This is a genomic window from Rickettsia australis str. Phillips, from assembly GCF_000273745.1.
In the GTDB taxonomy this organism is placed as follows: Bacteria; Pseudomonadota; Alphaproteobacteria; order Rickettsiales; family Rickettsiaceae; genus Rickettsia; species Rickettsia australis.
In genome coordinates, this window is the sequence record NZ_AKVZ01000031.1 from 23,154 (window position 1) to 40,091 (window position 16,938).

Below are 16,938 nucleotides of genomic sequence, written 5' to 3' on the forward strand. Positions count from 1 at the left end.
TGGAAAGAATAGTGATCAGCATGGCAGAGTGCTTATACCGGTTTCCATTAGAGAAAGAGTTAATATACATCCGAGTGAAAAAATCACCATAGAAATTGAAAATAGTGAAATTAAAATCGTTAGCGTTGATAATATAATTGATGAGATGCATAAGATTTTCACCAACAATCAAATTGATAAAAATATTTCTATAGTAGATGATTTTATTGCTGAAAGGCGTCAAGAATATTTAATTGAAGAAAAAAGAAGTAAAAAGTGTCCAAAATAATATTTGATGCCTCTACACTAATTGCCTTATTTGCTAAAGAAAATGGTTACCAATTGATTAAGAAATATATGAGAGATGGAGTTATTTCAAGCGTAAGTATTGCTGAAGTTGATAAATATTGTATAGAAAAACAAGGCTTAACGGAAGAAATTGCAAAAATTCTTATTAAATTATTAGATATCAAAATTATAGACTTTTGTCCTGAGCAAACACTAATTAGTGCAAATATAATTAATACAACTAAAATTTATGGTTTATCACTTGGAGATAGGGCATGTATCGCTCTTGCTATCTTTAAAAATTATCCTATTTTTACTTGCGATAAAATTTGGCAAAAATTAGATTTAGGTCTTAAGTTTATTACAATAATTATTGTTTTATATCCTTTAATCAAATAGGAAAACTTCACCTATTTCAGGAATAATAAACTTATTTTCACCAATATTATGTTTTTTCATAGCTTGCCGTAGTTCCAAAGGAGCTCGCATTAAAGGCTTCATCAGCTAATTGAAATGCGTTAAAATGACTAGCTATAGAATATTTAGAGCCTAAGTTCAAATGAGTAAATACGGCTTCTTCAGGATTCATATGTACCTGTTTCATAAACCATCTTGGTTCATAAGCACCTATCGGAATAAGGCTTATTAAAATATAATGTTTTTTTCCGATCTCTTTAAAAAGAGTATCGCTATAACCCGGATCACCTATAAAACAAATATCTCCTATTTGAGTTTTAATGATAAAAGTGCTCCATAATGCTTTATTTTTATCAAATATTCCTCTCGCAGACCAGTGCCGGTTCTAAATAAATATTTTGTTCTTTATATGATTTTCCCCATCCCAAGGTAATAATTTCTGCATCGCTAATATGTTTTTTGATTATTACGTCATTCATTCGCGGTGTAATAATCTTAGGCTTAGCCCTTATCCATAAATCTTTAATTATTCTAATATCTAAGTGCTCATAATGATTATGACTTACTACTATAATATCTATTTTAGGTAAATCGGTAAAATTAATACCAAGCGTTACACTCTTTTTGGTCCTGCAAAAGTACAAGGACTAACCAGCTCCTACCATACCGGATCGGTTAAGATATTTAAACCGTCTATTTGAATTAAAAAGGTTACATGCCCTATATAGGATATCCTTATAGTCTCATTATCAGTTATTTTTTGTGGTGGAATATCAGTGGAAGTAAGTGGCAGTGTTGTCGACAATTTTGGTCGTTTTGAAGTGATGTTCCATTTTAGAATATCAAGTAAGGTTTTAGGTTTGAATTAGGTCAATACTGAAAAACATATTTTTATTTAGATAGACCTTCCTTTCGGGTTATTAGAGTTTTTAACTTGTTCAGCAAAAGATTTTGTTTCTTTAGTTGTCGGTTTATGCATAAATCCTCTAGTTTTTTCTCCTATCAGCATGGCTTCTTGAAGTATGTCTTTTGGTAGTTTAGCCATAGATGCGGATATTTCCGGAGTTTGTTTTATTTCTACCGTTATCTTTTTATTTATATCTCTTCCTATTACTTCATCTAGCGGAACATTTTTATAATCGGCAAGAGCAACAATTGCTCCCATATCAGGCATTTTTGTACGACCATCTAGGAAATTTTTCCATGCTGTTTCATGGGTACCTGTTCTTTCACTTAATTTATACGGGGTTATATTGTCTGTTTCTAATATATTCAGTACAAAGTTTTTAAAATTATTTCTAATTTCTTCTGGATCATCTTTATTTGTTTCTGATATATCGTTAATCTGATTAAATTTTTTTTTAACCTTATATCTTCGCTCATTATTTTTTCCTGTAAAATTTACTCCTAAAAATTGAGAGTTAAAATAATTGTTTTAAATGATAAGCATTTATTATTTTTAAGAGGCTATCTATGAAGTTATTTTAATTGATAATTAAAAGAGATCTTATAGCAAAACAGAATTTAATGAGCTTTAAAATAACTTCATAGATAACCTATTAGACTTATTTATTAATATATAACTAATAAATAGTAAAGAGAAGATAATTATAATGAAAATAATAAATTTAATCTATTTTAACTTTTTTATCACAAATTATAAAACTTTCTAAAATAGAAACTATGCCTTTTCAAAATCTTATAATTTTAACATAAAATAACTTAAGATATAAATTAAATTTCAGATGTAGAATCTAAGATATTTTAAAAAGATTATATAAATTAAAAATTGTTTTTTCTGCATCTTGATCATTTATTAATAAGGTAATTTTAACTTCTGATAATTGTATCATGTTAACATTTATATTCTCTTGCGTTAAATTTGATAATATCGTTTCAAGTACTTTACAATCATTTTTAATCCCATAACCAATAAGAGAGATTGTAGCAATTTCTGCATCAAAAGTAAAATCTTGTATCTGCTTATCATTTTTTAAATTAGTAAGTAAAGCTTGTAAATTATTTTTATCGGTTAAATTTGTAATAAAACTATATTCTTCATTATTTTTTATCTCTTGCATAAATTCAATATGATTATTATTTTGTGTAATAATATTTGCAACTTGCAAAAAACTTAAAGAAATGCTCTTTACAGATATTTTTAATAAATTTTTATTAGAAGTAATGCTGTTAATAATTCCATTCTCCATATTTTTATCCTTTGAAGTAATTAACGTACCTTCTGTATTTGGTGAAAATGTTGAAAGAACACACATATCTATTTTATACCGCATTACCAGCTCTACGGCTCTAGGGTGTAATACTTTTGCTCCACTTGATGCTAGTTCTAACATTTCTAAAAAATCTATTTCTTTTATTCTCTTTGCATTTGGAATAATTCTTGGATCAGCAGTAAATATTCCCTCTACATCGGTATAAATATCACATCTATCGGCTTTCATAGCTGCAGCGATTAAAGCGGCAGTAGTATCGGATCCTCCTCTGCCCAAAGTGGTTAACCTATTGGATTTGTTAATTCCTTGAAAACCGGCTATTATAGGGACGATATTTAACTGTAAATATTTTTTTAGTAAATCTATAATAATTGATTCTACTAAAGCTTTACTATAATTATTATTGGTGAGAATCGGTAATTGCCAAGCTAAAAATGATCGTGCCTTTATGTCTTCTTCTTGAAGAGCTAGTGCTAGTAATGAGGCTGTGACCATCTCACCGCTAGAAAGTGCTACATCATATTCTGCAAATTGAGAAATATTGTTAAGGCTTGATACTTCATTACATAATGTGACAAGCTGATTAGTAACACCTGACATAGCAGAAACTACTACAATTACTTGGTTATTTTTAGCTATTTCGGCTTTTATAATAGGGACGATTTGTTTTATTCTATCAATATTTGCAACGGAAGTGCCACCGAACTTTTGAATTATTAAGGCCATAACTAAAGGGAGCCTATTTATCAGTATTATTAGTGGATTAACAAAACACTCTCACTCGATGCCATCCCCGCGTATGCGGGAATGACATCGAGCCTTAAGTTGACACCTATGTACCTACACAACAATGCAATAAAAGCATTTTTTGTTCCATGTAATACTAGTAAATCAAACTACAACACTCTCAAAGTCCATCTGTAAATAAACTTTAATTACTAATTAAAGTTTATTTACAGATGGCCTATTAGGCATTTGTAATTTCTTTAACATTAACAATTTTATGATTTCGCTTAGTTAAAAATTCTACTCTACCTTCTATCAAAGCAAATATTGTATGATCTTTACCAAGCCCTACATTCGTTCCAGGATGAATTGTTGTACCACGTTGTCTGACTATAATATTACCGGGTATTACATATTGTCCATCGGCTTTTTTAACGCCTAGCCTGCGACCTGCCGAGTCTCTTCCGTTCCTAGAACTACCACCGGCTTTTTTGGTTGCCATTTTATAATTCCTTTTAAGTTATTATTATTGTTTGGTAATATCTAATATTTTTAATTCCGTCAGTTCTTGACGATGACCGGCTTTACGACGATAATTTTTTCTACGCTTTTTCTTAAAGACTATAATTTTATTATCTTTAAGTTGGTTAGTAATTTCAGCCGTAACGACAGCCCCTTTAACTATTGGAGTACCAATAAAGGAAGGCTTTGAGTATTCGCCAATCATTAAAATTTGATCAAACTGAATTTTAGAACCAAGTTCTCCATCAATTTTTTCGACTTTAATAATACTATTTCTGTCTACTTTATATTGTTTTCCACCTGCTTTTATAACTGCGAACATGAAAACTATCTCTTTAAAAATTAATAAACATTTGTCGTATCATATTATTATATTAGAAATTAGTCAATGATAATATTATGTTATACTCGATGAACTTGAAAAATTAGCTACGTCATCTTACAAGGACGAGGGTGCTCACGTATTAAGTAACTGCTACCGCTCCTCGTCTTGTAGAGTCCTTACTCTTTTTCAAGTTGATCTTCGTATACTACCTTTTCACTTACTCACATTATCTATTAATACGAATATAATTGCGTATTGAGTTACCGCAGCAAATATTGCGGCTAGCAAATCATCAAGCATAACGCCGATACTGCCCTTAATATTTTTGTCAAACCAATTAATAGGCCAGGGCTTTACTATATCAAAAAATCGGAATAGACAAAAAGGTAATATGAAAAGTAATATAATATTTATTGTTAGCGGACTAAAATATTTAATTAAATATGATTCGTTAGCAAATAAAGCAGAAAAAAATACTAAAACGATAGTTAGCATTTGCCCTACTACTTCATCAATCACCACTTCTTTTGGGTCTTCTGAATTTGTATAATTTAAATATATTTTAGTAAAATAAGTACCGAGTATTAAGAGTATCAAACATAGGCTAAAGCTTATAATAAATATACTGACAAGTTGAGCTTCACCGAGAGTAAGATTTGAGAAAAGGATAATTATTTTATTATTAACAATAAAATATATTAAGAAGTAAGTTAGAGGAAAAGCGGCAATCGATCCAAAAGTGCCTGGACAGTATTTTATTTTTCCGATATAAAAAAAAGTAGCAAAAAATTCTGAAAATTGTTTTTTAGTAAACATTGCTTTAATTATTTTATTCTAGATTAGAGCTATAATAGCTTATATAATAAAATTTTAACTTATACAGCAAAAATATCATGGGAATGAGCTTTAGCCATTTATTAATAGTTTTATTAATTATTTTTGTATTATTCGGTGCCGGTAAATTACCTCAAGTTATGTCCGATTTAGCTAAAGGTCTTAAAGCTTTTAAAGACGGCATGAAAGACGACGGTAGTGATAATGATAAAAATAAATAATTGAGCTTTAGTGTCACCCCGTGGTCAAGTCACGAGATGACAAATAACAATGCCCTAATCCCTTGAAACAGTAGAATATACACCATTCTCTTTCCTAATAATGTCATACCGTCTCTGTGCTACTCCATTGATGAAATGAATATTACCGGATAAACCTATATAAGGTTGTCTACTGTTCATTCTATTTAAAAACCTTTCAGATGCAAATTCATTGCCTATATAGTTTGCAGTCATACGTCCTAAATCATAAGAAAGAAGATGCATGAAGCCCATATGGTTAATACCTAAGTCTTTTGCCCTATCCGGAACATTGCTATTGAGTAAATTTAAAGAACCGGTAAAGCTAATATCGATATTTTCAGGGTAATCGATATCAATACGATTATCACCGATTAAAATGGCTTTTTTATCTAAATTATATTTACGAATGCTATCGGCAAGTAGGTTTAAATTTTTTGGATCATCTGATAGATAAATAACCGGTTTTGTGTCAATACGTTCATTTATAATATCGGTATTGTCTGAAATATTTCTTGCGGCTTTTGCTATAGATTCAGGATTATCCTCATAGAATTCGGTGCATGATAATGATGCATTTTTCTGAATTAATATATTTTGCATTACTTGACTAATAGTTTGCGAATGCTTCCCTTTAGGCAATAATGCCATAAAATCTTTATGGTCGTTACTTGCGTAATAATTGATAATACGTATCAGTTGTTTTAAAGGTGCATGACCGAATACAAATAATTTATCTTCTGCAAGAACTGGGTTATTTGACATAGTTATAATAATAATATCATTAGCTTTTGCTTTTTCGGCTATTAGAGAAGTAAAGTTAGAATATAGAGGCCCTAAAATAATCTTAGTTTTACGTGCTACTATTTTATCCATAGCGGCTAAAATGTTTTTTTCGTCTGAACCGTCGTAAGAAGTAACATGTATATAAGCTTTGATTCCGTCGTTAAGTCCCATTTTAATTAAATCTTTATATTGTTTCCCAACAATACTATCAGGACCCTGATTTGGCATTAAAATTGCAATCTCAATTTCTTTTTGTTCTTTTTTAGGAAAACTTATAGGTTCTTCTTTCGGAGTTTGACAGGACGTTAAATATATCAAGAAAAAAAATGATAGAACGATTCGTAGTTTATGTTTTATACTAGCCATAATATTACTTAAAATTAAAAAACTATGATTTTAAAATCGGGATTATATATTGTTTCAACGCCGATAGGCAATTTTGAAGATATAACGCTTCGTGCTATATCGACTCTAAAAAACTCAGATATTATCTTATGTGAGGATACTAGAATATCGCAAAAATTGCTAGCAAAACATGATATTCATACTAAATTACAAATTTATAATGATCATAGCGACGAGAAAGATAGAGAACATATTATAAGTTTAATAAAATCGGGCAATATAATAAGCTTAATTTCTGATGCAGGAACTCCTTTAATTTCCGATCCTGGCTATAAGTTAGTTAAAGGGTTGCGTAGTCTTAATTGTCATATAGACGTAGTACCAGGGGTATCTGCACTGATTACTGCTCTAACTTTATCGGCTCTTCCTACTGATCGATTTTTATTTCACGGTTTTTTACCTAAAACTACAGAAAGTAAGCAAAAGATTTTTTCTAAATTAGTAAATCTTAAGGCTACATTGATTTTTTTTGAAACTGCTCCTCGTTTGATAAACACCTTATCGGTAGCTAAGGAAATACTAGGAAACCGAGAAATATGTATAGCTCGTGAGTTAACTAAACTGTATCAGGAAATAAAAACAGGGGATATAGATGAAATAATAGAGTTCTATCAAAACAATATTTTAAAAGGTGAGATAGTATTATTGATTTCAGGAAATCTACAAGAACAAAACCAACAAATAAATTTAGAAAAATTTATAGAACTTTGCTTAAGTAAAAACTTAAATAGCAAAACCACTACCGAACTTGCTTATGATAAATTCAAAGACGTTTATAGTAAGAAAGAAATATATAGATTGGTGAATAAGCAAAAAACTTAATAGACTTCTTCTAAAACTCTACTTCTAGAGGTAATTTGTACGTCGGTCCGGTACTCCTCAAATCCTCACGTATGTCTGCTGGGGTTCTGCGTTCTGTGTTTCCTTCAAATTCCTCCCTATAAGCGAGTTTCCAAAGAAGCCTAGTATAAATTTATAGTAGAATTTACCTTAGAATATGGTAAATTAAAGAGAAAAGATAAAATTTAGTAGTATAATTATGTATAAAGTTAATCCGAGAGTCGATTTGGCCTTTAAAAAAATCTTTGGAGTAGAAGAGAATAAGGATTTGTTGATCTTGCTTATTAATTCGATAGTAAGCAAAGAAAAGAAGGTTGCAGAAGTAACGCTGCTTAATCCATATAACCCGAAGAATTTTTGGACAGATAAGCTGTCTATCCTTAATATTAAAGCCAATAGTGAAAGTAGTAAAATATTTAATATTGAAATACAAATGGCAGATGAAGCGGATTACGATACGAGCTTTATATTATTGGGCAAAGATGTATATGCAGCATCTAAGAGAAGGAGCTAGCTACTCAGCATTAAACAAATCAATAGGTATACATATACTTAATTTTATAAGTATTACGAATACTGATAATTATCAATACTATAGAGCTTAATAAATTTGCTAAGAACCATAAAGAAGAGTTATCGGATGTCGTTAAGAAAGTTAAAAACGCTTTAGATATATGGCTAGCATTTTGAAGACGTAATGATTTATTAAATAAAGATAATTTACCAAAAGAGCTAGATAATAAGGAGCTAAAAAAAGCATTAACAATACTTGAAATAATAAATTTAAGTGATGCAGAAAGAAAAGAATATGAGAATCGTAGAGAATGACTTAGAATTGAAGCCGGGGCTTTTAAAAAGATGGAAGAGAAAGGAAGGGCTGAAAGAAATATAGCAATAGCAAAGAACCTGTTATTTAAAAATATAAATATAATAGCAGATTCTACATGGCTAACTACATAGGAAATAGAAAAGCTAAAAGCAAAAATCGATAAGGTAGAAAAATAAAAGGTCGCCTGTGATATATCAGACGACCTATTACAAATTAGTTAGCTGAGCTGTGAGAACATCCGCAACCTTTGTTATGCTTATTTCTTTCTGCTGAATCTTCAAGTGTTTTACCTGCCGCTTGCATATCTTGACCAGCTCCTTGCATTGTATTACACGCACTTGTTAAGAAAGCTACAGCTACTAATATAGAAGTTATAAATGCTGAACGCATAAATTTACCTTTATCAAATTGAGACTAGATATTATGAAGTAAATAAAAAATTGTCAACTTAAAATGTATACTCAGATAGAGCTTCAAAAATTGGCTACGTCGTCTTATAAGATCTGCGGTACTAAGCAGTTCCTCGACTTATAGACTCCTTACTCTTTTTGAAGTTGATCTTCGTATATCTATTTCATTTACTGTGAGTTTATTAATATAATACTCACAATACTCTTTAATAGGGCAGATGTCACAATCTGGTTTTCTAGCTTTGCAAATATATCTACCATGCAGAATTAGCCAGTGATGGGCATGAGTGAGCCATTTTACATCAATAATTTTCAGTAGCTCTTTTTCTACTATTTCAGGACTATTACCTTTAGCAAGTCCAATCCTTTTGGCTACTCTAAAAACATGCGTATCAACTGCCATTGTCGGCATACCGAATAAGCAGTTTTGTACAACATTGGCAGTTTTTCTGCCAACGCCCGGCAGTTTAACTAATTCCTGAAAGTCATTTGGTACTGAAGCTTGATAATTGCTTATCAATATTTTACATAATGCGATAATATTTTTTGCTTTGCTGTTAAATAGTCCGATAGATTTTATATATTTTTTAAGTCCTTCTTCACCGAGTACTAGAATTTTTTCCGGTGTATCGTAAGCTTCAAATAAAGATTTAGTGGCTAAATTTACTGATATATCGGTGGCTTGAGCAGATAATATTACTGCTACTAATAAGGTAAAATCATTCTTATATATTAATTCAGTTTTTGGATTTGGATTATTCTTACTAAAAATCTCAAGAATTTTATTAACTATTTGTGCTTGCATATATTGCTATAGGAAGTGTATTTTAGAAGATAAATTATTGAGTCTGAAAATGCTAGAAAATAAAAATTTTGAATTTATAGAAAATGCACTAAAAAATAATAAAGTAGTTCTGTTCATGAAAGGTACTCAGGAAACTCCAATGTGTGGCTTTTCTGCTAAAGTAGTAGCTATTTTGAATAAATTAGGTGTAGAGTTTCGTGATATTAATGTATTTGTTAATCCGGAATTTCGCGAAGATTTAAAAAAATTTAGCGATTGGCCAACATTCCCACAATTATACATTAAAGGGGAATTAGTCGGCGGTTGTGACATTGCGACGGAGCTATACAATAATGGCGAGCTTGAGAAGATGTTAAGAGAGTAAGGATGTCATACTGCGACTCTTTGATGTCATTCCCGCGAAAGCGGGAATGACATATAAAACATAACAATTTTGTAAAAAACATGAACAAATATTTAGAATATCCTGAAGTAGAAAGTAAAGAGCAGCCGGCAAAGAAGCTAGTAGTGTTACTGCACGGTATCGGCTCGGACGGACATGATTTAATAGGATTAGTCCCTTATATCAAAAACGATTTACCCAATTGTCATTTTATTTCCCCACATGGTATCGAGGCTTATGATATGATGCCTTATGGTAGACAATGGTTTAGTTTGCAAGACCGCAGCCCGCATATTATGGCAAAGCTAATTGCAAATAATATTTCTAAGCTTGAAGATATAATAAAGCAAAAGCAGGAAGAGTTAAATCTAACCAACAAAGATACTATCATTATCGGCTTTTCTCAAGGTACGATGGTAGGGTTATATTTAACACTAGTTCAAAAAGAACCGTTTTTTTGCACTATAGGTTTTTCGGGTGCATTAATTCCACCTATGGAAGTTAATAATACGCTTACCCCTATATGCTTGATTCATGGGGAATTAGATGAGGTGGTTGGTGTTAGTGAGATGTATAATGCTTCAAACTATTTATCTAAGCTCCATATAGAGCATAGCGGGCATAAATTAACTTCTCTTGCTCACTCAATAGATGGACGGGGGCTTGAGATTGCGATTAATTTTATAGATTCTGTGTATAAAAATTAAACTGGTGATTGTTTAGAAGTAATGGATAAAATCCCCAATAATTCTATTTATTTGATTGTAACTTCTCCACCATATAATTTAAAGAATTCTAAGGGTAATGGCATGAAAGATGGACGTGATGGTAAATGATCAAATGCAGCTTTACTTAATGGTTATAAAAACCACTCCGATTGTATGCCGCATGATGAATATGTCAGTTGGTAAAGAAAATGCTTAGCTGAAATGCTGAGTATAATATCAAATGATGGAGCTATTTTCTATAACCATAAATGGAGAGTACAAAAAGGAATTCTACAAGATCGTCAAGATATAATATCAGGTTTTCCTGTAAGGCAAATTATTATATGGCAACGCAAAGGAGGGATAAATTTTAATCCTGGTTATTTTCTACATACGTATAAGTCATTTATTTAATATGAAAATTTTAAATTGTCTCCTAAAGCAAATGCATATGGTGATGTATGGGAAGTTACTCAAGAAATGAATAATGATCATCCTGCACCGTTTCCAAATGCACTAACTGCAAGAATTATATCTTCTACTAATACAAAAATAGTCTTAGATCCATTTATGGGTTCTGGAACAACAGCAATAGCTGCTCAAAAATAAAATTTAGATTATATAGAAATTTCTCAAGAGTATGTAAATAAAGCACAAGCAAGAATTAATGATCAACTTGACAAATTAACAATGTTAATAAAATGAATATTCCTATTTATACAAAAGAATCTTTAATTGCTAAATTACTTGAAATTAAATCTATGGGATGGATAGAAAATAGTAGACATGGAAATCATGGTGGGGTTGGAAACACTATTGAAGATTTATTAGGTATCAGAGAAAATAATTTACCAATTTCAAATGCTGCTGAATGAGAGCTAAAATGTCAACGTCTTAATACTGTATCACTTACAACCCTTTTTCATTAGGACAAGCAGCTTCTTCACACACAGTATTTAAACTCAGATTCTTTATTAAATCTTATGGAGCCCTCCCCTACAGCTTTAAAATTTGTTCCTTGTATGCTATTATCCAAATATGGTTGGTCTCATCAAAAGGCAGGGAAAAATATCCTATTCACGAAAAGAGCTTTCGTCAGACAATTTCTATCTTATCAAGGAGTGATAGAGGATTCAAAGTAGTTGTAGATAGATTAGAGCAGAAAGTTTTAATCTCGTTTGATGCTGAGCTTGTAGCTAATCATCATAAAGAGTGGTTATTATCTATTGAAAAAAATATTGGTTTAAAAGAGCTTAATCCTCAACCATATTGGGGATTTTAAGACTTAAATCATAAAACAGGAACTAAAATTCATAATTATTTTTTTATAGGTGTAGAGGTAAAAAAAAGCAGAGAAAGAATTTTTCTTATATTCTAAAATCATGAAACTTTCAGGATTTGCGTTAAATAAATTTATAGGCACAGTTGCAATTGGGAATATTGTTGTAGATTTTGATGCTAGAACAGGGCATAATCATGGAACTAAGTTCAGGTTCAGAAATAGTAGATTGCACGAGTTGTATGAAAATGTAGAAGCAATATAAATATAGGATAATTAATGAATATTTTTAATAATAATTTACATGAAACGGATAAAGAAATTAATGAAATAATAAAGCATGAAAAGTTACGTCAAAGTAGCGTAATCGAGCTTATTGCATCAGAGAATTTCGTAAGTCCCGCAGTGCTTGAAGCTCAAGGGTCGATTCTGACTAATAAATATGCAGAAGGGTATTCCGGTAAACGTTTTTATAACGGTTGTGAGGCAGTAGATAAAGCTGAAAATTTAGCTATAGAGAGAGTAAAAAAATTATTTAACTGCAAATATGCAAATGTGCAACCTCATTCAGGCTCACAAGCAAATCAGGCTGTATATTTTGCTTTATTACAGCCGGGCGATACAATTCTTGGTATGTCCTTAGATAGCGGCGGGCATCTAACGCACGGTGCAGCCCCTAATATGTCCGGTAAATGGTTTAACGCCGTTTCTTATAGCGTACATAAAGAAACTTATTTAATCGATTATGATGAGATTGAGAGGTTAGCAGTTTTATACAAACCAAAACTACTTATAGCTGGCTTTTCTGCTTATCCTCGTAATATTGATTTTGCAAAATTTAGAGAAATTGCGGATAAAGTCGGAGCATATTTCATGGCAGATATTGCTCATATTGCAGGGCTTGTTGCCACAGGTGAGCATCAAAGCCCTATTTCTTATGCTCATGTTGTTACCTCTACTACTCACAAAACGCTTAGGGGACCAAGGGGCGGTTTAATCTTATCTGACGATGAAGAGATAGGCAAAAAAATAAATTCTGCGTTATTTCCAGGATTACAAGGTGGTCCGTTAATGCATATAATCGCCGCAAAAGCAGTAGCTTTTTTAGAAAGCTTGCAGCCTGAATATAAAAACTATATTAAGCAGGTAATAAGTAACGCTAAAGCTTTAGCAAGTAGCTTGCAAGAAAGAGGATATGATATATTAACAGGCGGAACAGATAATCATATTGTTTTAGTGGATTTGCGTAAAAACGGAATTACCGGAAAGCTTGCTGCTAATTCTTTAGATAGAGCAGGGATTACATGTAATAAGAATGCTATCCCGTTTGATAAAACTTCGCCTTTTATCACTTCAGGTATTCGCCTTGGTACTCCTGCATGTACTACTAGAGGCTTTAAAGAAAAGGATTTTGTATTAGTCGGTCATATAGTAGCAGATATTTTAGATGCTCTAAAGAATAATAAAGATAATAGTAAAGCTGAACAGAAAGTGCTAAATAAAGTAACAAAACTAATTAAATTATTTCCGTTTTATGACTAATTTAAATAAAAGGCCGGATTGGATAAAGGTTAAAGCTCCTAATTCTGCAGCGTATTATAATACAAAAGATTTAATAAAGAATCTGAGTTTAAATACTGTGTGCGAAGAAGCTGCTTGTCCTAATATCGGTGAGTGTTGGTCAAGAAAACATGCAACCGTGATGGTTTTAGGTTCGGTTTGTACTAGAGCCTGTAGGTTTTGTAATGTCAAAACGGGTAGACCGGATTTACTTGATCCGCACGAACCGCAAAGGTTAGCAGAGGCGGTACAAAAGTTAAATCTTAAGCATGTAGTAATTACTTCCGTCGATCGTGATGACCTTGAGGACGGTGGAGCTTCACATTTTGCGGAGTGTATTAATGAAATTAGAAAAGCATCGCCAAATACTACTATCGAGATTCTAACACCCGATTTTTTAAGAAAAGAAGGAGCAGCTGAAATAATAGCCAATTCAAAGCCTGACGTCTTTAATCATAATGTCGAAACAGTACCGTCTTTATATAAAACGATTAGACCTGGAGCTAGATATTATAATTCTTTAAGCTTACTTCACAATATCAAAAAATTATCTCCTGAAATTTTTACAAAATCCGGTATGATGGTAGGGCTTGGCGAAGAAATAAATGAAGTAGTACAGGTTATGGATGATTTAAGGGAAGCAAAGGTTGATTTCCTCACTATCGGGCAGTATCTGCAACCTACTAAAAATCATGCCGAGATCGCAAAATATGTTACTCCTGAAGAGTTTAAATATTTAGAGCGAATAGCAAAAACCAAAGGATTCTTGATGGTTTCGGCAACCCCGCTAACCCGTTCTTCATACCATGCCGATGAGGATTTTCAAAAATTAAAAAAGAATTACCAACAGCGTCATACAGTGGCTTAACGGATGTTGTTGTATGGATACTAGAACCGTCATTGCGAGAAGAAGCGTAGTAGCATCGACGTGGCAATCTCATAAAGCTAAAGAGTCCTGAGATTGCTACTTCCTTTTAGTTGTTTAACTCATGACAATATTAACTCTTTCTGGCAATACCTCTAAAGTAAATAATCCTAATATTGATTAATTTTTATATATATGATACTATACGTATTATATACGTGTATGAGGATGGTTTTATGCAAAAGAAATTAACAATTACTATAGATGAAGCGGTTTATTATAGGCTTTATTCTATAATAGGTGAACGTAAAATTAGTAAATTTATTGAACAACTTGTAAAACCTTATGTAATTAATGAGGAGCTGGGAGTTGCTTACAAAGCTATGGCTAAAGATACAAAAGCTGAAGAACAAGCCAATGAGTGGGTAGAAGGATTAATAAAAAGTGATTTGTATGAAAAGAGGTGAAGTATGGTTGGTAGATTTTAATCCCTCGTTAGGCGGTGAAGTAACTAAAGTGAGACCGGCAATAATCGTTAGCAACAATTACTCAAATGCTTCATTAAATCGTGTGCAAATAATACCTTTAACTAGTAATATTGATAAATGCTATCCTTGTGAAGCTTATATAATGATAGGTGGTAAAAAAGGTAAAGCTATGGCTGATCAAATAATGACAGTAAGCAAATTAAGGTTAAAATCTAAAATTAACGTTATCTCTAATGAAGATATGCAGCTTTTGGAATATGCCATTAAATTACAGCTAAGTCTATAACGATAATTCATTCAATACTTGGTACAATGGTAAACGTAGAAATCATAAAAAATTACGACAAATGGCGTGAGCATAAGCAGATAAATAAGAGTTTAATCCAAAAAATAACGCAAAATATTTTATTGCGGTTTGATAATTTTAGTAAAAAAAACAATTTGAATTATCAATTTTACTAACAAATACTGCAGAAATATTGACCTTAAACAAACAATTTCGTAATATAGAAAAGACTACTAATGTTCTTTCTTTTCCAAGTAATGAATTAAATTGGCAAGATTTATATTCTAAACTTGAATTTTTAGGCGATTCTGATTATATGCATTTAGGTGATGTAGCATTTTGTTATGAGGTAATATATAATGAATCGTGCAAGCAGCAAAAAACTTTTGAGAATCATTTTATTCATCTTTTAATACATAGTATTTTACATTTAATTGGATTTGATCATCAAAATGACACAGAAGCACATATTATGGAAAATCTAGAAATTGAAATATTATCATATTTTGGTATTTCTTCCCCTTATTAACTAAATAAAAAACTTTATGTTAAAATCTTCAAAAAAAGAAGATTCTAGTAAAAAAAATCAAAATAATAAGTTAATTTTTACTGTACAAAAATTATTCTCTCCGATAAAAAATTTTTTTAGAAAAACAAAAACGCCTGATAATTTTTTTGGTGTCATCAAACGCCTTAAAATTAATAGCCAAAAAATGACTTTAGACGAGCGTAATATTTTAGCTAATTTATTGGAGCTAGAAGATAAAACTATTGAAGATATAATGGTACCGCGTTCTGATATTGCGGCAATAAAATTAACTACGAATCTAGAAGAATTAAGTGAGTCTATTAAGTTAGGAGTCCCACATACACGAACTCTTATATATGATGGTACTTTGGACAATGTAGTAGGGTTCATTCATATCAAGGATTTGTTTAAAGCATTGGCTACAAAGCAAAATGGTCGTTTAAAAAAACTTATACGTAAGCATATAATTGCAGCTCCTTCTATGAAATTATTAGATTTGTTAGCAAAAATGCGTCGTGAGAGAACACATATTGCAATAGTTATTGATGAGTATGGCGGTACTGACGGTTTAGTTACTATTGAAGATCTTATAGAAGAAATAGTAGGACGAATTGACGATGAGCATGATCAGCAATTAGATAGCGATAATGTCAAGGTTATTAATAACTCAACAATTATTTCAAATGCACGTGTTGAAGTAGAAGTGCTTGAAGAAATAATAGGAGAAAAGCTAAAAAATGATGATGATGAGTTTGATACAATAGGAGGGCTTGTATTGACTAGAGTCAGTAGTGTTCCGGTTATCGGTACTAGAATAGATATTTCAGAAAATATTGAAATTGAAGTTACGGATGCAACTCCTCGTTCTTTAAAACAAGTCAAAATTAGACTAAAAAACGGTTTGCATAGCGATAAGATTTGATTTTAAATAAATATGAATTTAGAGTGGTTTATACTCTAAATTCATTAAAAGTATTTTGTTATTACATTTCAGTATTATATTCTACTGCTCCAATTAATCTATTCTTCTTGGGTATTTGTTTCCATATAATAATTATAACAGGCTTCTCCTACCTTAATTGCAGCTAATGTTCCCATACAGCACATGCTCCTACTACTGCAAGCTTACTCGTACCAAGGTTTTGTATTATCGTTTACTATATCATTGATTATTTCCTTAAGCATAAATATCAACCTATTAAC

The 16,938-nt window shown here is 31.3% G+C and carries 25 protein-coding genes and 5 pseudogenes; 18 read left to right on the forward strand and 12 right to left on the reverse strand.

The features are described 5' to 3' along the window. Positions 1-28 precede the first annotated feature (28 nt). Positions 29-268, forward strand: coding sequence for a hypothetical protein (locus A452_RS0105445; RefSeq protein WP_014412357.1), 240 nt, complete (start codon positions 29-31; stop codon positions 266-268). Beyond that, positions 256-666, forward strand: coding sequence for a type II toxin-antitoxin system VapC family toxin (locus A452_RS0105450; protein WP_014412356.1), 411 nt, complete (start codon positions 256-258; stop codon positions 664-666). The genes A452_RS0105445 and A452_RS0105450 overlap by 13 nt, the downstream gene beginning before the upstream one ends. Positions 667-712: 46 nt before the next feature. Here the strand turns inward: A452_RS0105450 and A452_RS09945 are convergent, their stop codons facing one another. From A452_RS09945 to A452_RS0105485, 8 genes and pseudogenes are all read right to left on the reverse strand, one after another. Further along, positions 713-1,045, reverse strand: a complete 333-nt coding sequence (locus A452_RS09945) for an MBL fold metallo-hydrolase (protein WP_338009661.1) — start codon at positions 1,043-1,045, stop codon at positions 713-715. Beyond that, the gene (locus tag A452_RS0105460) at positions 1,038-1,328 is read right to left on the reverse strand and encodes an MBL fold metallo-hydrolase (RefSeq protein WP_014412354.1); all 291 of its coding nucleotides are present in this window, start codon (positions 1,326-1,328) and stop codon (positions 1,038-1,040) included. The genes A452_RS09945 and A452_RS0105460 overlap by 8 nt, the downstream gene beginning before the upstream one ends. A 14-nt stretch (positions 1,329-1,342) precedes the next feature. Beyond that, positions 1,343-1,489 carry a hypothetical protein gene (locus A452_RS11455; protein ID WP_193427890.1) on the reverse strand — a complete coding sequence of 49 codons (147 nt, stop codon included), beginning with the start codon at positions 1,487-1,489 and terminating at the stop codon, positions 1,343-1,345. A gap of 90 nt (positions 1,490-1,579) precedes the next feature. Then, a pseudogene (locus A452_RS08540) lies at positions 1,580-2,067 on the reverse strand (helix-turn-helix domain-containing protein). 371 nt (positions 2,068-2,438) lie between these two features. Next, the gene (locus A452_RS0105470) at positions 2,439-3,644 is read right to left on the reverse strand and encodes an aspartate kinase (RefSeq protein WP_014412352.1); all 1,206 of its coding nucleotides are present in this window, start codon (positions 3,642-3,644) and stop codon (positions 2,439-2,441) included. A 241-nt stretch (positions 3,645-3,885) separates the two neighbouring features. After that, complete coding sequence (rpmA, locus tag A452_RS0105475) at positions 3,886-4,146, reverse strand: 50S ribosomal protein L27 (RefSeq protein WP_014412351.1); 261 nt, start codon at positions 4,144-4,146, stop codon at positions 3,886-3,888. A 24-nt stretch (positions 4,147-4,170) separates the two neighbouring features. Continuing rightward, a complete protein-coding gene (rplU, locus tag A452_RS0105480; protein ID WP_004997480.1) occupies positions 4,171-4,488 on the reverse strand; it encodes a 50S ribosomal protein L21 in 318 nt (105 codons plus the stop codon). A 216-nt stretch (positions 4,489-4,704) separates the two neighbouring features. Next, positions 4,705-5,307 (reverse strand): phosphatidylglycerophosphatase A family protein, encoded by a 603-nt coding sequence (locus tag A452_RS0105485; protein ID WP_014412350.1) that lies wholly within the window; start codon positions 5,305-5,307, stop codon positions 4,705-4,707. Between the two features lie 77 nt (positions 5,308-5,384). Between A452_RS0105485 and tatA the strand changes: the two genes are divergently transcribed. Further along, positions 5,385-5,546 carry a twin-arginine translocase TatA gene (tatA, locus tag A452_RS0105490; protein ID WP_004997483.1) on the forward strand — a complete coding sequence of 54 codons (162 nt, stop codon included), beginning with the start codon at positions 5,385-5,387 and terminating at the stop codon, positions 5,544-5,546. 54 nt (positions 5,547-5,600) lie between these two features. On the opposite strand, the gene A452_RS0105495 is transcribed toward tatA, so the two are convergent. Next, positions 5,601-6,716, reverse strand: a complete 1,116-nt coding sequence (locus tag A452_RS0105495) for a penicillin-binding protein activator (protein WP_014412349.1) — start codon at positions 6,714-6,716, stop codon at positions 5,601-5,603. Positions 6,717-6,740: 24 nt separating this feature from the next. Between A452_RS0105495 and rsmI the strand changes: the two genes are divergently transcribed. After that, complete coding sequence (rsmI, locus tag A452_RS0105500) at positions 6,741-7,577, forward strand: 16S rRNA (cytidine(1402)-2'-O)-methyltransferase (RefSeq protein WP_014412348.1); 837 nt, start codon at positions 6,741-6,743, stop codon at positions 7,575-7,577. A 13-nt stretch (positions 7,578-7,590) separates the two neighbouring features. Here rsmI and A452_RS09955 read toward each other — a convergent pair. Beyond that, positions 7,591-7,719 (reverse strand): annotated as a pseudogene (locus tag A452_RS09955) (palindromic element RPE1 domain-containing protein); the annotation flags it as partial. 75 nt (positions 7,720-7,794) lie between these two features. On the opposite strand from A452_RS09955, the pseudogene A452_RS12220 reads away from it, so the two are divergent. Next, positions 7,795-8,200: pseudogene (locus A452_RS12220) on the forward strand (Rpn family recombination-promoting nuclease/putative transposase). A 437-nt stretch (positions 8,201-8,637) separates the two neighbouring features. On the opposite strand, the gene A452_RS0105515 reads toward A452_RS12220, so the two are convergent. Then, the gene (locus tag A452_RS0105515) at positions 8,638-8,814 is read right to left on the reverse strand and encodes an entericidin A/B family lipoprotein (protein ID WP_014412345.1); all 177 of its coding nucleotides are present in this window, start codon (positions 8,812-8,814) and stop codon (positions 8,638-8,640) included. Positions 8,815-8,952: 138 nt separating this feature from the next. Continuing rightward, on the reverse strand, positions 8,953-9,639 hold the full coding sequence (nth, locus tag A452_RS0105520) for an endonuclease III (protein WP_014412344.1): 687 nt from the start codon (positions 9,637-9,639) through the stop codon (positions 8,953-8,955). A gap of 49 nt (positions 9,640-9,688) precedes the next feature. Between nth and grxD the strand changes: the two genes are divergently transcribed. The 13 genes and pseudogenes from grxD to tlyC all read left to right on the forward strand — a co-directional run bounded on the left by grxD (position 9,689) and on the right by tlyC (position 16,657). Next, positions 9,689-10,003: a Grx4 family monothiol glutaredoxin gene (grxD, locus tag A452_RS0105525; protein WP_014412343.1), complete on the forward strand. Its 315-nt coding sequence runs from the start codon at positions 9,689-9,691 to the stop codon at positions 10,001-10,003. An 80-nt stretch (positions 10,004-10,083) separates the two neighbouring features. Further along, on the forward strand, positions 10,084-10,728 hold the full coding sequence (locus A452_RS0105530) for an alpha/beta hydrolase family protein (protein WP_014412342.1): 645 nt from the start codon (positions 10,084-10,086) through the stop codon (positions 10,726-10,728). 222 nt (positions 10,729-10,950) lie between these two features. Beyond that, positions 10,951-11,142, forward strand: a complete 192-nt coding sequence (locus tag A452_RS11575) for a hypothetical protein (protein ID WP_017208644.1) — start codon at positions 10,951-10,953, stop codon at positions 11,140-11,142. A 15-nt stretch (positions 11,143-11,157) separates the two neighbouring features. Further along, positions 11,158-11,337, forward strand: a complete 180-nt coding sequence (locus tag A452_RS11580; protein WP_017208645.1) for a DNA methyltransferase — start codon at positions 11,158-11,160, stop codon at positions 11,335-11,337. A gap of 92 nt (positions 11,338-11,429) precedes the next feature. Then, positions 11,430-11,603, forward strand: coding sequence for an MvaI/BcnI family restriction endonuclease (locus A452_RS11585; RefSeq protein WP_196794050.1), 174 nt, complete (start codon positions 11,430-11,432; stop codon positions 11,601-11,603). Positions 11,604-11,770: 167 nt separating this feature from the next. Continuing rightward, positions 11,771-12,010, forward strand: coding sequence for an MvaI/BcnI family restriction endonuclease (locus A452_RS12600; protein ID WP_202946951.1), 240 nt, complete (start codon positions 11,771-11,773; stop codon positions 12,008-12,010). A 76-nt stretch (positions 12,011-12,086) separates the two neighbouring features. Continuing rightward, positions 12,087-12,272: pseudogene (locus tag A452_RS12605) on the forward strand (MvaI/BcnI family restriction endonuclease); the annotation flags it as partial. A 14-nt stretch (positions 12,273-12,286) separates the two neighbouring features. Beyond that, on the forward strand, positions 12,287-13,549 hold the full coding sequence (glyA, locus tag A452_RS0105565; protein ID WP_014412341.1) for a serine hydroxymethyltransferase: 1,263 nt from the start codon (positions 12,287-12,289) through the stop codon (positions 13,547-13,549). Further along, on the forward strand, positions 13,542-14,435 hold the full coding sequence (gene lipA / locus A452_RS0105570; protein ID WP_014412340.1) for a lipoyl synthase: 894 nt from the start codon (positions 13,542-13,544) through the stop codon (positions 14,433-14,435). The genes glyA and lipA overlap by 8 nt, the downstream gene beginning before the upstream one ends. A 233-nt stretch (positions 14,436-14,668) precedes the next feature. Continuing rightward, the gene (locus A452_RS0105575) at positions 14,669-14,899 is read left to right on the forward strand and encodes a hypothetical protein (RefSeq protein ID WP_025999586.1); all 231 of its coding nucleotides are present in this window, start codon (positions 14,669-14,671) and stop codon (positions 14,897-14,899) included. Next, positions 14,886-15,206, forward strand: a complete 321-nt coding sequence (locus A452_RS08560; RefSeq protein WP_014412338.1) for a type II toxin-antitoxin system PemK/MazF family toxin — start codon at positions 14,886-14,888, stop codon at positions 15,204-15,206. Before A452_RS0105575 ends, A452_RS08560 begins: the two co-directional genes overlap by 14 nt. Before the next feature lie 26 nt (positions 15,207-15,232). Continuing rightward, positions 15,233-15,735: pseudogene (gene ybeY / locus A452_RS08565) on the forward strand (rRNA maturation RNase YbeY). 16 nt (positions 15,736-15,751) lie between these two features. Then, a complete protein-coding gene (gene tlyC / locus A452_RS0105590) occupies positions 15,752-16,657 on the forward strand; it encodes a hemolysin C (RefSeq protein ID WP_014412336.1) in 906 nt (301 codons plus the stop codon). Positions 16,658-16,938: the final 281 nt, after the last annotated feature.

Bases quoted from the DNA above. Each gene is read 5' to 3' on its own strand.
- glyA (WP_014412341.1), top strand. From the start codon at position 12,287: ATGAATATTTTTAATAATAATTTACATGAAACGGATAAAGAAATTAAT.
- tatA (WP_004997483.1), top strand. From the start codon at position 5,385: ATGGGAATGAGCTTTAGCCATTTATTAATAGTTTTATTAATTATTTTT.
- rsmI (WP_014412348.1), top strand. From the start codon at position 6,741: ATGATTTTAAAATCGGGATTATATATTGTTTCAACGCCGATAGGCAAT.
- A452_RS11585 (WP_196794050.1), top strand. From the start codon at position 11,430: ATGAATATTCCTATTTATACAAAAGAATCTTTAATTGCTAAATTACTT.
- A452_RS0105530 (WP_014412342.1), top strand. From the start codon at position 10,084: ATGAACAAATATTTAGAATATCCTGAAGTAGAAAGTAAAGAGCAGCCG.
- nth (WP_014412344.1), bottom strand. From the start codon at position 9,639: ATGCAAGCACAAATAGTTAATAAAATTCTTGAGATTTTTAGTAAGAAT.
- rplU (WP_004997480.1), bottom strand. From the start codon at position 4,488: ATGTTCGCAGTTATAAAAGCAGGTGGAAAACAATATAAAGTAGACAGA.
- rpmA (WP_014412351.1), bottom strand. From the start codon at position 4,146: ATGGCAACCAAAAAAGCCGGTGGTAGTTCTAGGAACGGAAGAGACTCG.
- A452_RS11575 (WP_017208644.1), top strand. From the start codon at position 10,951: ATGCTGAGTATAATATCAAATGATGGAGCTATTTTCTATAACCATAAA.
- A452_RS0105515 (WP_014412345.1), bottom strand. From the start codon at position 8,814: ATGCGTTCAGCATTTATAACTTCTATATTAGTAGCTGTAGCTTTCTTA.
- A452_RS0105485 (WP_014412350.1), bottom strand. From the start codon at position 5,307: ATGTTTACTAAAAAACAATTTTCAGAATTTTTTGCTACTTTTTTTTAT.
- A452_RS08560 (WP_014412338.1), top strand. From the start codon at position 14,886: ATGAAAAGAGGTGAAGTATGGTTGGTAGATTTTAATCCCTCGTTAGGC.
- lipA (WP_014412340.1), top strand. From the start codon at position 13,542: ATGACTAATTTAAATAAAAGGCCGGATTGGATAAAGGTTAAAGCTCCT.
- A452_RS0105470 (WP_014412352.1), bottom strand. From the start codon at position 3,644: ATGGCCTTAATAATTCAAAAGTTCGGTGGCACTTCCGTTGCAAATATT.
- grxD (WP_014412343.1), top strand. From the start codon at position 9,689: ATGCTAGAAAATAAAAATTTTGAATTTATAGAAAATGCACTAAAAAAT.
- tlyC (WP_014412336.1), top strand. From the start codon at position 15,752: ATGTTAAAATCTTCAAAAAAAGAAGATTCTAGTAAAAAAAATCAAAAT.
- A452_RS0105495 (WP_014412349.1), bottom strand. From the start codon at position 6,716: ATGGCTAGTATAAAACATAAACTACGAATCGTTCTATCATTTTTTTTC.
- A452_RS0105575 (WP_025999586.1), top strand. From the start codon at position 14,669: ATGCAAAAGAAATTAACAATTACTATAGATGAAGCGGTTTATTATAGG.